The sequence below is a fragment of the Bacillus sp. AY18-3 genome, assembly GCF_008042305.1.
Classification (GTDB): domain Bacteria; phylum Bacillota; class Bacilli; order Bacillales; family Bacillaceae_G; genus Bacillus_A; species Bacillus_A wiedmannii.
Genome location: NZ_QKQR01000015.1, coordinates 193,559 through 206,749, shown reverse-complemented (window position 1 = coordinate 206,749; position 13,191 = coordinate 193,559). Strand labels below are relative to the sequence as shown.

The following is a 13,191-nucleotide window of genomic DNA, read 5'->3' as shown; positions in this document are numbered from 1 at the left end:
TTGAACAGTTTTTGAGTTTTAGCTTTAATAATCTTTAAAAATAAATTCACTACAAACCATATTCTGTTGAATTAGTCCATCGCAATTCCGCTTAGAACCATCAAGCTTTTCAACACATCAGCAAAACCAATTTGACACATTTCTTTTGTAGCAAATTCAAAAAATGCATAAAAAAATAAAATCCTTAGATTTTGAATTTCTTTTGATAATCATTTAATGTATCTTGTTCAATACCGATATATCTTAATGTTTCCTTTTGATCCGTATGATTTAACATTCTTTGCAAAACCACTACATCTTTAAACTGCTTATAGTGATGATATCCATATGTTTTTCTAAGTGAATGAGTACCAATTCGCTCCAAACCAAATTCTCTTGCTGCCTGATTTAATATTACATAGGCCATTGATCTAGTAATTGGTTTATTTTTACCATTTCTACTCTTAATAAGGAATTCATTCTTCGGTCTTCCATTCGCATATTCCCTTATCGCTCTCTTTAGTTCAGATGGCATCTTCACTTCTTTAATTTTCTTTGTTTTCTTTTCCCGGATAAAGATACTCCAGCCTTCTACATCACGAATTCGAAGACGTAATATATCAGAAATCCGTAAGCCAGTATTAATTCCTAAAAGGAACAAAATGTAATTACGCTCATTCTGTTCCTTAAAAAACTCTTTAATTTCTTGAATAGCTTCTTTATCACGAATTGGCTGAACTAAATTCATGCACTTTTCACCTCTGTTTGTCTATGATTCTTTTTATACACTTCTATTTTTAAAATGAAAGCCAACCGTAATAATGCTTGCCCTTTTAATTTGTAATACTTTGTTTTTCCTACTCCTAGTTCTAGCCAAATGTCAGGATCATATCCTGGTAGGTCTCTCATAAATCTTTCTAATATTATTCGGCGTTCATCATCCTTTAGGCGATTAACACCGTCATAGATCCAAATCATAAATTCATTTCGCTCTTGCTCGTATTCTATTCTTTCGATAGCAATCTCTTCTGTAGAACTGTGAAATGCATTTGTAAATGATGGAGGAATAATAGAATACGATGGTGTAACTTTAGGTAAAATATCATTTGGCATTGTTGCTAAATACTGACGATACACTTCAAATACTTCTTCGACCGCTTGTTTTGTTTTCTTTCCATCTACAACTGGCATTTTAAAGGTTAATTGTTTTTTCATATTAATTCCTCCAAATTTTATTTTTGTCTAAGAGCTCCGCCATGACCACGCTCATACCTTGGTTTACGGACGCCCATTAATTCCTCTATATCTCGAATACTTAACTTTTCTTTCTTATAATGCCTATTCTGTTTCTTTTGCTGCTGATTACGAATTTTTTTCATTCCCATCACCTCTAAGCAAAATAAAAAAAGCGGACACCAAACTACAGAGCAATATCACCAATACTCTTTGTAGTTCAGTGTCCGCTGGTTCTTCCAGTAGGACAATATGTTTAATTATTATTAGTAGTATACCATGTTCTTTTGATTGAGCAGTTCCAAACTTGTCGATCTTTTTTTATATTTAATATAACACCTCTGTTTTTATCCTTTAACAAAATTCATTTTAAAAAAGAATATTCCCAAAAGAACCTAACTATACATACCTAATCTATCTTTTATCCTGCATATTCTTCTCTGCATCTAATGTTTCTATCCCCACTGCGATTTCAGATTCTGTAAGTTCTAATTCTTTTTCCATTTCCGGGGTCATTACAGTTATTTTAGAGCTTTGTTTTTTTATAAATTCTTTTGTCGCCTCCAAATCTCTCATTTCTTTAAATATTGGCCATTCCCTAAAAGCTTCTAAAGGGATATCATTTGGACACACTTCTGGCAATAACTCAATAAAACGTTCCTTTTTATCTTGTAATGCTAGTAGACAAAGTTGATAATCTCTACTATTAGCCGAAAAATCAGCATTCATAACATCATTTTTTACCATTTCAAATTCATTTAGCCACTTATGACTTTGCCAATAGTTTACTTTAGCTGTCAACCGGGTTCCTTGAGGCAATCCATTATCATTCATTAAAAAGTAAGAATAAGATTTAACTATACCCCATCTATCTTCTTTCATATGTTCATAAGTAAGTTCTCCTAATACATACCCACGTTTTGTGTCGTCCGCTTTTCTTTTTTTCCAATATTCAAGAAGTATTAAAGTCCCTATGCTCTCAATTAAATCAATTGCATCATCTAGATATTCCTTTTTCACCAAAACCCTGTCACCAATTTTCAACTCTTGATCCCGTTTTCCCTTTACTCTAGATAAATATATATTATTAACTTTACCGCCATTATGAATAATCAAATTCCTTCTTTGCAATATCTCTATAATTTGATTATTACAGTTTTCTAAGTACCCCATTGACAATTTCAATTGTCTTTTTAAATAGGCAATCCAATCGTCAAACCCCTGGTACATTAAATCGTGAACCTCTTTATCTAATAGGAATTCTTTTGCTTCTTCTATTGAACCCATCTGGCTTATTTGTTCAAAAGATAATGTCTTCTTCTTTACATCTCCATGTTCTGATAAGTGCTGTTTTATTAAATTACTGATTAGTGTCTCAAAATACATAACTAAATTCATTAAAGAATTTTCATAGAGCATTTCAATTTGCTTTTGCATCATTCTCACTTTATCAAATGTTTCATTAAATTTTTTAGCGGCTTCATGATTTTTAAATTTAATTTTATTTTTATCAGTGATTTCTAAATCAAATTTTTTTATAATACGTTTTTTCTTCTCCTCATCAAGGTCTACCATATCTGGGTTTTGTCCATGCATAGCCACTAGTACTGGTAATAAATCACTACCATTTTTCTTGAAATTTTCGTCTGCTTCTTTAATTAATACTGGTTCTATCGCAGAAACGAAAGTTCTTAAAGTTTTAATATTATGCATATAGTCATTTAATCTTAAATCAATACTCATTCTATTTCCTCCACTCCATATTTCTCCTATCAATTATAATACCATATAAAATCTACCAAATATTATTTTTCATCTATTCATTAAAATAGCCAGTTTGACTATATTACTACTTAACACATCCGGAAGTGTCTTAATCACATTTTGTTATGTATTCCCCAAAACATCTCCACTCTTGCTTTGCATCAAAAACATTTATCTGAATCTACGTAATATGTACATACACTACTCATTTCTACTAACCTTACATTCTATTTAAGGATTATTTTGTTCAGTTTCTTATAAAGTGTTAATATTCTTCATAAAGGAGGTCTACTAATGAAAAAATCCTGGAAGAAAATTTCTTTAATTGCTTTCATAGTAATTGTCCTTTTAATCATTTTATATTTTGGTGGCATGTCACTTTTTTGGAACCAACCTTGAATAAAACTCAATATTCCGTCAATACTGTAGACAACCCATTTCGAACCATATTCCATGAGTGGAGCAGTTAGCTTTTGCTAGCTGCTCTTTATTTATAAAAAAACACCTATTTGACTGGACTCGCATATAATATTTTGCGTTCCTTTCTTTATAAAATAGTCATTGCAAAAGGAAGCTCGTCACAAGAGCACTTTATTAAGTGCTCTTTTTTTCGTTTTAAACTAAACAAAATGAAATTTTTACCATAAAGATAATTATTAAATATTTTACGCTCATACATTATAATGGAATAGTTATTGTATATTGGCATTAAGAGGAGCGACTTAATTAAAGGCTTCTCTTTTTTTTAAATAGCATTGTTACTGTAATCTTCCTTTGTATATCTTCTTGATCTGTGCTTCACTGAATCCCTCATACTCCGCAAATACTTCAGGAAACTCACTTAGACACATATCAATAATCACGTCATCTGTTGTTCTAATGTAGAAGTACTTAACTTCTCCCATATAATCATTGTGTAAATAATAACTTCTAATCTCGCAATGATAGCCATTAGCTTCCAAGACTTCATACAGCTTGTTTTTTGTTTCAGCGATATCGAAAATAGATAGTTGTCCTTCGATATCCATATCCATTGTTTATCCCACCTTTATGCTCAATTTTCTTCTATGTCGTAGTCAATTATTTCTACAACTGATACATGTTTCGGTAACATAAATTCATATGATACTGAACTTACTAATCTTTCTTCGACCGTTATTTCTACTTTTCTCACTTCACGATCTGCTCCTTTCTACTCAAATAGCATTTTTTTCTTAATTTTCTTCTTCATGTAAAAATCTCATACAAGTGTTAATCATTTCATGAAATACCATTAGATACGGAACTGCTACCCTGTTTCTATTTTCAACTAATTTTAAATTCATTAATTGCTCCATTAACCACTGAGCCTTTTGTTCTCCTTTTGAACGAAGCCCCACATGAATGTTTTCTTTAATTCCATTTCTTTCACCAAATTGATATGCCGCTGCCAAACAAAGATCTATTCTGTATTTTACTAGTCCAGTCATAAAAGCTAGTTGCTCACGTCTCGTCTTGATATATTCTCCCTTTCTCTCAAAGGATTACTTCGCCTAAGATAAATATGCAATATTGCATATTTACGTTTTAGGCTTTAATTCTGTTTCTCTGTATGAGATTATTTTTAATGATACAAAATTTCAACAAGGGTGACTTGCATGAAAAATCTTCAAAAAATATAAGGAAATCATCCCAAACATTATGGGATGATTCAACACTTACTGTATTGGTATTTACTATCTACTCACTCGCTAAATAGGTATATTTTACATTTTATCCATTTTTTTGTTGACCAAAACTATGTAATGGGTTATATTGTTATTTGTATATAACATTTACAAGTTATAAGGGAGGAAATAGAAATGAAAAAATTAGGGAAAACAATTTTAACAGCAGCTATTTTATCAAGTGGAGTTCTCTTTGGTACATCTGATGCCTTTGCAATGGGGTCAAAAGGCCACAGTAATCTAACTCTATCTACTGATGCTAATAATTATACTAGAGCAGCAACTTCAATTGATGTTAAAGTATCAACTTCTGCTGGAAATATTGCTGTTGAGTTATACAAAAAAGGTAATAACAACCCTGTTGCAAGACGAGATGCTTATTTTGGCATTAACGGCGGAAGTACGACAGTTTACTTTCCAACAAGCGGACTTACATCAGGGCAATATGACGTTGTAGCAAGTGGTGGCTGGGGATCTAGTTATTGGCATAGAGAACTTACAAGCTACATAAATGTAAGTCGATAATCTGTCAAAAGGCACTTATGAAAGTGCCTTTTTTTATATATTTCCGACACAACACACAACTTCCCCAGCGTCCAATGCCTTTTCCAAAGCTCATTTATGCTTCTTTTTTCTTTACAGAATTCAAATTGTATATTAAATTAACTGAGTTTTTCTTTCGTCCATGCGAATTATTTTTCCATCTTTATATGTAAATGATTGTTCACCAAATCCTCCTTGAGGTGGTTGAATTAATTGAACTTGACCATTTTTAACAATGTAAATACCATTCGTTTTCAAGTCTATTTCAGCCTTCATTTCCGCAACGTTTTCTTTGATAATTACCACCGAAACCACTCCCAAATGTGTTATAATTACTTTGTCGAGTAAGTTGAGAGTGATCTCAGCTTTTTTTATTTGTCTACAAATATTGAACAACGTTTTCTGGAATAAATGCTTGTTCCAGTGATAGATGGAGCCGAATCGGAATCGGCTCTTTTTCATCTCTTGCTCGCTTACATATTTCTTCAGCATCTTCCCATACAAATTGTTTATCCTCCGCTCGTTTATAACGCCAAATCCCAATTGCGTAATCCTCAAATAACTCATAACGTTCATCCGGTGCTGTCGTCGGTTTTAATTCATCGATTGCTTTTGCTTGGCGTGGTATTTGCACAACCATATCTGCATACCTTAGTTTTGAATTTAAACGATGGATATGAGCTTTCTTAGGATCAAATGATATGACTGATTCCACATCAAAGATTGTTAGTTGCTTGGGCATTGTTGCTTCCCTCCAATACTTGCAAACTTGCAAGTAAAATTCCTTCTAGTTGCGTTAACGTTAGTTGATCTAATGTTTGTCCATTAATCTCAGCTAACCCTAATCCCAATAGTTTACGAATAATTGCTAGCTTTCTACGTTCTACTTCCTGACGTAACAGCATCTTTAAGCCCTCTGTTGGTTATCAAACTTTCGCTCTAAACCTACGAACTTACTAAACTCTTTAATAAATGCTAATTCCACAACACCTACTGGACCATTTCTCTGTTTCGCCAAAATGATTTCTGTAATGTTTTTATTTTCGGTTTCACGGTCATAGTAATCTTCACGATATAAGAACGCGATTAAGTCCGCATCTTGCTCAATTTGACCATTCTCACGTAAGTCTGACAGTAATGGTCTCTTATCTTGCCTGCTTTCAACAGCACGGCTTAATTGTGATAACGCGACTACACACACATTTAACTCACGTGCCATAAGTTTCAGCTTGCGGCTAATCTCACCAATTTCTTGCATACGATTTCCTTTGTGCTTGGGATCCCCTACAATAAGCTGTAAATAATCAATTGCGATTAAAACCTTTTTATCAGGGTGCTTACGCTTTAGTTTCCTAGTTTTAGCGTAAATCTCTTGCATCGTGACATTTGCTTTATCATAAATTTCTAATGGCAAATCATTTATCAATCCCATTGCTTGACTAATCTTTTCCCAATCCTTTAGATCACATAGTTTTTTAGGATTCTTTAATTTCGTAGCATCTATATTTCCAGTACTTGAGATCATCCGCTTAAGTAACTGTTCTTCTCCCATCTCTAGCGAGAAAACTCCTGTTGCTGTCTGAGCACTTGCTGCATGAAAAGCAACGTTTAATACAAATGCGGTTTTCCCCATAGAAGGACGGGCGCCGACAATAATTAAATCTCCTTCTTGTAATCCAGCTGTCATTCTGTTCAAGTCATCATAACCAGTTGGAATACCAGTTAAATCACCTACATCAATTTGCATTTTTTTATACAAATCAACAAGTGTATCTTTCAAGTTAAATTCATCTGAGTAACCGGTTTCTTCAATGGCACTTAGTTCATCAATTGATTTACTAATAACACTCATATCTTTATTTTGCTGAAGGCCGTTATATAAGTTACCAGCAACCTCTTGAGCATGTCTCATCTTCCAAGCTTCAATCACCAGTCCTTCGTGATACGAAAAGTTTTTAGTTGTGGTTACAACTTCTGTTAGATTTACAAAGAATTCAATCCCGCCAATTTGATACATAAATCCTTCATCGAATTTTCCAATGAGAGCAACAAGATCTATCGGTGCCTCAGCATCTTCTAGCTCTCTCATCGCCTTAAAAATCACTTGGTGCGTTGGTAAAGAAAACTGTTTTGCCTTTAGCTGACAATCTTTAATTAAATCGCCTTCTTGGATAATGCTACCTAAAACACTTTGTTCAGCTTCTACATTACGAATCATAGCGTTACTCATTGGGCCAACCACGCATTTTGTTGGTTAAGTACTGCAAGTTCTTCTTCTGTTGGAATGTTTTGTTTCCATGCTTCTTGCTGCTGCAATACGTTTTGAGTCGATGCTGATAAACCTTTATTTTGATAAGGTGCTTGCATAGTTTGTTGTCCTTTTGCTAATCGTTGAGCGCGAAATGCTTGATCAGCGGCTTCAACATCTGCTACTGTTTTCAATCCCTTAAGATGCCAATCTCTTAAAATCGTATTTACGTAATTCATATTTCTCGTGTTTTTCTCTAAAGCAATTTGCATGGCCTTTATAACAAGCTCTGCATTTAAATCATCTACCCAAGCATAAATACCGTCTGCAATAAAAGGTGTAACCAATCCGAAGTTCTGTTCATAAAAAGAAATTGGATTAACCTCAACAACATCTTCCGCATCTGCGCGTTCTTCTTGTTGTTGTTCTTTTTCTTCTTCTTTTTCTTTTTCTTCTTCCTTGCTAGGGTCTTGTAAGCCCCTTATAAGCCCCTCCAAACGGACTGATAAATACTCCTTAATACGAGGGATTTTAAAATCTTGTTCTCGTTCTAATTGCAAACAAGTTTCATAGAAATCAACTAAAAAATCCTGGTCCTTCACAGATTGAATCTCTTTTAAGACGCACTTTTCAATGTTTACATTTTTAATCGGATTGAATTTCAACCAGTTGATTAGGAACAACTCTTTTGTTTTTTGGTTGTAATTAATTTTTCCGTACTCAGCAAAACGTTCTAATAGCTTCATAACAGTTTCACGATTGTAGCCTGTATCAGTTTCAATGATTCGAAGTGGAAGCTCATAGATTCCTGATTGAGACGTCTTACTGTTTGTCATCAAATATAAGTAGAAATACTTTTCCTCCGGTGTAAGATCTAAAACAAATGAATCCTGCCAAAATGAAACATGTACTGGTCTATAAACTGCCATATTATTCATCCTCCCGTTTACATATCGCGAATCCGTCCTCTACACGTAATAAGCGATAATTCTTGTATCCTATTTTGAGATATTGTTTTGCTAAGTAAATTAGATGTTGCTCTGATGTTGCTTGTTGAGACACTTTAGGGTTCAGCAACACCCTATGTAATGATTTGTTTAAAAGCATGTAGCACACTCCGTTGTTATACGAATGCTAATTTGATATAATTAATCCTAAGATCTTTTGCAAAACCGTTTGTCTATCACTCTGCCAAGTGATAGATCTTTTTATTTTCTACGTGTTACTAACGAAGCGTTAACTCCTCTTGCTCTTAAACCTTTAATCACTACACGATAACTCATCGATGCCTCATGTTCCTCTTTTGTATCACGAAGCATTTTAAATTCCCTCATACATCGCTCCAGCTCTTCTTCCCAGTGATTTGATTCTTCGGTTGATTCTGCATTAAACATGTTATGAATACATACAGCCATACAGTTATGAAGTTTATTAGCGAATGAGAAATCTCCTGGAAGAACTAGATCTTGAAGACGATTGTTTTTATCATTCATGAATTACATCTCCTTTCTAATTAAATTAATGCTGTACGCATCGTTACAACCAGAAAGGAACGTTGTAGGGGTATGGGAGGAACAATCCCCTTTCTGGTCATAACGACAAGCACAGTGGCTTGTCCAAATGATTTATATAATGTTATAATTGCTTTACGATATTTTTCAGAGCTACTGTTGTCTAGGCGGTAGCTTTTTCTTTTGCCCATTTATGTTTCAAAATGAATGATGCTTCAATAATTTTGATTCGAATCCCCAACAATTTCTTCTCTTGTTTTAACTCAACTGATTTTGAATCCTCGCCAAGTATTTGCGCTGTTTTAATTTCACCAGTTAGTTTTGCATCATAGCGAATTAATTCCTTATATTCTCTTAAACTTGGTTTCTTATAATCTACTGTCATTTTTCTTCCTCCTTTACAGCATTTTTGTTAAAGCCATTAAGCTATCCACCGATTGAATAATAACGTTCTCTGACATAGCTTTTTGCAACCAACTTCTTTGTATTTGTTCCATAATGCCAAAATGAACTTGTTCCAGAGCTTGTACTACACACTGAGTAGCTTGGATTGTATCGAAGATTTCTTTTGCATGAACTGCGTATTCATGTTTCTTCTTTTCATCTAACTTCCATGACCTTGTTGAAACTTGTAAGTTCATGATTTCCTTTGCTGCCGCAATCCCCTCTTCAGCTTGTTTAATGTAGTTCATCAATTGTAGATTTACATCTTGAGTTAAACGTGGATCTGTAGGCGGTAATCCAACACCATAAATATGTTTAATCGCTTGTTGATTCAACTTTGCTCCTGTTGCATGGCACCAATCCATCGCAAGCTCAAATTCTGGTTTAGAAAGTCCAGATTCAATACGGGTTAATCTTTCATGTGTAATACCAAGGTACTTAGATAATCCTTTCTTCGTTTTCAGCTGAACATTATCACAACATTCTCTAGCATTCTGTAATAATTCTCCTATTGCTGAATTGCAGTATATGCTTGTTCCCATATCTGTTCGCCTCCATATTTAGTTTTCAAATGGTTACAATGAATTTAGTACATACCTAACTTGTCTATTTTTCATGTAAAAGAGAGGAACTAATCCTCAACATTTTCTTTCACTTGTATTTCTTTGATGATGGCCCAACCAGCCTTGTAATATGCTTGACGGATTTTATCAATATCCTTTTGTGATTTTGGCTCAGGAGCCACAACATGGACTTTCGTTTTTCCAAATTCATAAGTCGCCGCATATTCTTCTTGTTGGCTCATGGTGTCACCTCTTGAAGTGCTTTTTATATGTTTATGCGACGGGTCTGTTGGTACTGCCATGTTAGTTGTTGGCATTTCCTCACCTACTTCCCACCATAAAGTATAAGATTCTTGTACTCTTGTACCTCAAATTAAATCCTTTATATCACGACCAAGAATAGTTGCTAATCTGATAGCCTTTTCAAGATTTGGATTACTATAACCATTTTCCCAATTACTTATTGTAGATTTTGTAACTTGCATTCTATTTGCAAGATCTTGTTGGGTTAACTTAATTTTTTTCCTAGCTCTAATTAATTTGATATTTTTGATCACTGTCTCGCTCCTTGTATAAGTATTTTGTACTTTTATTATAAGTATAAGATACTTGTACGTCAATACATTTGTACAATTATCTTGTACAAAGTTTTACAATTAATCTATATAAGGTACAATATCTTTGTACTTTTTATTAACGGGAGGTGCTAAAAGTGTTGAGACAAAGACTAAAAGAAACACGTAAAACGCGTAAACTCACTCAGCAAGAATTAGCAGATAAAGTAAATACCACTAAAGGCACCATTAGTAACTATGAGAATGGTCATAGCACTCCCTCAAACGAAATGCTAAAAGATTTAGCGAATGTTTTAGGAGTAACAACAGATTATTTATTAGGAAGAGAAGATGAATCGAGAGTGTCTAATGCACTTCCTGATTTAAACAAAAAAGATACTCGTGATATCGCTCGTGACTTAGAAAAGACTTTAAAAGACTTAGAAAATAGCGAAGATGCTTTAATGTTTGATGGAGAACCGATAGATGAACACACAAAAGAAATGATTCGTATTTCTCTAGAAAACTCTATGCGCATGGCAAAACAATTAGCCAAACAAAAATTCACTCCAAACAAGTACAAAAAAGATTGAACGGAGCGAGAAATGAAGATTAAAGACTACGTACTGAAAATCGTAAAAAAACACGGCACAACAAACCCCTTTGAAATTGCTAAACGAAAAGATATTATAGTGTTGTTTGAAGACCTAGGGAATACTCTTGGTTTTTACAACACTTATAAACGCTTTAAATTCATTCATATTAATAATCAAATTAACGAAACTACTCAACGATTTGTTTGTGCACATGAATTAGGTCATGCTGTACTTCATCCCAAAGCAAATACTCCCTTCTTGCGTAACCAAACCTTCTTTTCAGTGGATCGATTAGAAATTGAAGCAAATACATTTGCTGTGGAATTGTTACTTACCGATGAAATGATTTCTGCTTATAAGGATACTCGTTTATCTATTCAAGAAGTTGCGGAGATTTATGGGATTCCTGGAGGATTCGCCCGTTTAAAAACCTATATTTGTTAAGAAAGCAGATGCAATTCTATTAACTTATGGAGGGTTAATAATGAAAAAGTACCTAGTACCATTTACAGCGCTCTTTTTATCTATTGGACTAGTTGGTTGTGATACTAACAATCCAGTTAAAGAAGACGAACAACACGCACAAGAAGAAACAAAGAATGCAGAAGAACAACATCAGGTAGAGGAAAAAGTAAAACAAGAAGAACAACAACGTCAGGAAGCTGAAGTCCAACGCCAAGCGGGAGCAAAAGCGAAGCAAGAACAAGCAGCCAAAGTAGAACAACATCAGAATCAAGAAAAACAACTCGAAGAAAATGTTTCCAGTAATCAATCAGCACCAAAAATAGAAGGGCCCGAAATGGAGCGGTTCAAGGAGGAGCAAATAAGGAAAATTCAAGCCGCTGATCCAAAGGAAAAAGAAGAAGCTTTCGATAGGGCTGCAGCCTCTCGCCGTGAACGATTCGAGAGACAAGAAATTGAAAGAATGGATTGCGATACAGCACGTTCTGCGTTATCTCAATTAGAAAAAATGGATGACAATCCGATTGCAAAAAAACAGGCACTTGATTATCAAGATAAAATAGCAAGGTGCAACAAATCAGGTGATTAAGCAACTCACACGTTCATTTAAAGACCGATACATATTAGTTACATATTAATATTCATTGTTATATAAAGTTGTAGAAGGGAACTGATATAAATGACTTTTATAAAAGATATAGCTTCTTTTTCTGAAGGATTATCTAAAGCTTTTCCAATAATTCTATCCATAGCCTCTTTTTTGGGCGTTCTAATTCTCTATAATAAGAAAACCAATTTTGATTTAATATTTGAAGGAAAACACATTAGATTTTTAACAAAGATGACACAATCTATTACGGCCTTTATTGGATTTTATCTTCTATTCCAACTTGTATCGTTCTCCTTATATTTTATTGGTCTTCCTAAACCAACAAAAGTTAAATTAAATACAATATATACTATAGATATTATGTTAGTTTTCACCTTAATCATTTCTATATTAATCTATATTGTATTTAAAATAATTCGTACCGCTTTAAATTATTTATACACAATTAACAGTTACCAAAATTTTATTAACAAAAAAAATGAGTGGCTAAACCAACATAATAAAACTAAAAATGCTCTTATTTTTATCAAAAATGGCATCATTTTTATGTATTTGGGTCTAAACAAACTTATATATATTATACTTGTGGTTGCTAGTCTACTTACCCAAGCCATGCATTTCTATTTAGCTAAAGAACAAATACTAAAATTTGATCTAACATCTCAACAGGCTATTCAATTTTTAGTTGGTCCAATAGTAATTTGGGTTTTCCTAATTGCGATTATGTATCTCTATCTTAAAGAAATAGGTGAATTAAAAAAAGTTTACTATACTGTAAAGTTCATTTCAGAAACTAATGTCAAAAATGAAGAATTAATTCATCTCCATACTCGTTCAACTAAAGAATGGGTTCTAGTAAGAGTAAATGATTTACAGGAACAAAATACAATTTTTCTTTATAATCCAGAAACAAAAAACTGGCTTGAATACAATAAAGTAATTCATGATTAGAAAGTCCAATTCATGGGCTTTTTGAAT

At 33.5% G+C, this 13,191-nt stretch carries 21 protein-coding genes; 5 read left to right on the top strand and 16 right to left on the bottom strand.

Features of this window, described 5'->3' with window-relative positions; translation table 11 throughout:
* Positions 1-184: 184 nt before the first annotated feature.
* The 6 genes from DM800_RS15485 to DM800_RS15465 form a co-directional block, all read right to left on the bottom strand.
* Positions 185-727: a tyrosine-type recombinase/integrase gene (locus DM800_RS15485; protein WP_147787140.1), complete on the bottom strand. Its 543-nt coding sequence runs from the start codon at positions 725-727 to the stop codon at positions 185-187.
* Complete coding sequence (locus tag DM800_RS15480) at positions 724-1,194, bottom strand: ArpU family phage packaging/lysis transcriptional regulator (RefSeq protein WP_147787139.1); 471 nt, start codon at positions 1,192-1,194, stop codon at positions 724-726. The genes DM800_RS15485 and DM800_RS15480 overlap by 4 nt, the downstream gene beginning before the upstream one ends.
* Before the next feature lie 17 nt (positions 1,195-1,211).
* A complete protein-coding gene (locus DM800_RS29230; RefSeq protein WP_179955683.1) occupies positions 1,212-1,358 on the bottom strand; it encodes a hypothetical protein in 147 nt (48 codons plus the stop codon).
* A 268-nt stretch (positions 1,359-1,626) separates the two neighbouring features.
* Entirely contained in the window at positions 1,627-2,955 is a 1,329-nt protein-coding gene (locus DM800_RS15475) for a hypothetical protein (protein ID WP_147787138.1), read from the bottom strand.
* 779 nt (positions 2,956-3,734) lie between these two features.
* Positions 3,735-4,010, bottom strand: coding sequence for a hypothetical protein (locus tag DM800_RS15470; protein ID WP_147787137.1), 276 nt, complete (start codon positions 4,008-4,010; stop codon positions 3,735-3,737).
* A 180-nt stretch (positions 4,011-4,190) separates the two neighbouring features.
* Entirely contained in the window at positions 4,191-4,445 is a 255-nt protein-coding gene (locus DM800_RS15465) for a hypothetical protein (RefSeq protein WP_255446998.1), read from the bottom strand.
* Between the two features lie 372 nt (positions 4,446-4,817).
* Here DM800_RS15465 and DM800_RS15460 point away from each other — a divergent pair, with 372 nt between their 5' ends.
* The gene (locus DM800_RS15460; RefSeq protein ID WP_147787135.1) at positions 4,818-5,207 is read left to right on the top strand and encodes a hypothetical protein; all 390 of its coding nucleotides are present in this window, start codon (positions 4,818-4,820) and stop codon (positions 5,205-5,207) included.
* Between the two features lie 132 nt (positions 5,208-5,339).
* On the opposite strand, the gene DM800_RS15455 is transcribed toward DM800_RS15460, so the two are convergent.
* From DM800_RS15455 to DM800_RS15410, 10 genes are all read right to left on the bottom strand, one after another.
* Positions 5,340-5,531 (bottom strand): DUF3954 domain-containing protein, encoded by a 192-nt coding sequence (locus DM800_RS15455; RefSeq protein WP_147787134.1) that lies wholly within the window; start codon positions 5,529-5,531, stop codon positions 5,340-5,342.
* 73 nt (positions 5,532-5,604) lie between these two features.
* The gene (locus DM800_RS15450; RefSeq protein ID WP_147787133.1) at positions 5,605-5,967 is read right to left on the bottom strand and encodes a cell division protein SepF; all 363 of its coding nucleotides are present in this window, start codon (positions 5,965-5,967) and stop codon (positions 5,605-5,607) included.
* Positions 5,942-6,130, bottom strand: a complete 189-nt coding sequence (locus tag DM800_RS15445; RefSeq protein WP_147787132.1) for a hypothetical protein — start codon at positions 6,128-6,130, stop codon at positions 5,942-5,944. The genes DM800_RS15450 and DM800_RS15445 overlap by 26 nt, the downstream gene beginning before the upstream one ends.
* A gap of 2 nt (positions 6,131-6,132) precedes the next feature.
* Positions 6,133-7,455, bottom strand: a complete 1,323-nt coding sequence (gene dnaB / locus DM800_RS15440) for a replicative DNA helicase (protein ID WP_147787131.1) — start codon at positions 7,453-7,455, stop codon at positions 6,133-6,135.
* Positions 7,452-8,402, bottom strand: coding sequence for a DnaD domain-containing protein (locus DM800_RS15435; protein ID WP_147787130.1), 951 nt, complete (start codon positions 8,400-8,402; stop codon positions 7,452-7,454). Before DM800_RS15435 ends, dnaB begins: the two co-directional genes overlap by 4 nt.
* 279 nt (positions 8,403-8,681) lie before the next feature.
* On the bottom strand, positions 8,682-8,966 hold the full coding sequence (locus tag DM800_RS15430) for a hypothetical protein (RefSeq protein WP_147787129.1): 285 nt from the start codon (positions 8,964-8,966) through the stop codon (positions 8,682-8,684).
* A gap of 181 nt (positions 8,967-9,147) precedes the next feature.
* Entirely contained in the window at positions 9,148-9,369 is a 222-nt protein-coding gene (locus DM800_RS15425; RefSeq protein ID WP_147787128.1) for an RNA polymerase subunit sigma, read from the bottom strand.
* A 13-nt stretch (positions 9,370-9,382) separates the two neighbouring features.
* Complete coding sequence (locus DM800_RS15420) at positions 9,383-9,970, bottom strand: sporulation sigma factor-processing peptidase (protein WP_147787127.1); 588 nt, start codon at positions 9,968-9,970, stop codon at positions 9,383-9,385.
* A gap of 89 nt (positions 9,971-10,059) precedes the next feature.
* The gene (locus DM800_RS15415) at positions 10,060-10,308 is read right to left on the bottom strand and encodes a hypothetical protein (protein WP_071758798.1); all 249 of its coding nucleotides are present in this window, start codon (positions 10,306-10,308) and stop codon (positions 10,060-10,062) included.
* Between the two features lie 51 nt (positions 10,309-10,359).
* Positions 10,360-10,548, bottom strand: coding sequence for a helix-turn-helix transcriptional regulator (locus DM800_RS15410; RefSeq protein ID WP_098276624.1), 189 nt, complete (start codon positions 10,546-10,548; stop codon positions 10,360-10,362).
* A 155-nt stretch (positions 10,549-10,703) separates the two neighbouring features.
* Between DM800_RS15410 and DM800_RS15405 the strand changes: the two genes are divergently transcribed.
* The 4 genes from DM800_RS15405 to DM800_RS15390 all read left to right on the top strand — a co-directional run bounded on the left by DM800_RS15405 (position 10,704) and on the right by DM800_RS15390 (position 13,164).
* Positions 10,704-11,138: a helix-turn-helix domain-containing protein gene (locus tag DM800_RS15405; protein ID WP_061654403.1), complete on the top strand. Its 435-nt coding sequence runs from the start codon at positions 10,704-10,706 to the stop codon at positions 11,136-11,138.
* 12 nt (positions 11,139-11,150) lie between these two features.
* Positions 11,151-11,585, top strand: coding sequence for an ImmA/IrrE family metallo-endopeptidase (locus DM800_RS15400; RefSeq protein ID WP_098276623.1), 435 nt, complete (start codon positions 11,151-11,153; stop codon positions 11,583-11,585).
* Between the two features lie 40 nt (positions 11,586-11,625).
* On the top strand, positions 11,626-12,192 hold the full coding sequence (locus DM800_RS15395; protein WP_147787126.1) for a hypothetical protein: 567 nt from the start codon (positions 11,626-11,628) through the stop codon (positions 12,190-12,192).
* Positions 12,193-12,282: 90 nt separating this feature from the next.
* Positions 12,283-13,164: a hypothetical protein gene (locus tag DM800_RS15390; protein WP_147787125.1), complete on the top strand. Its 882-nt coding sequence runs from the start codon at positions 12,283-12,285 to the stop codon at positions 13,162-13,164.
* Positions 13,165-13,191 lie beyond the last annotated feature (27 nt).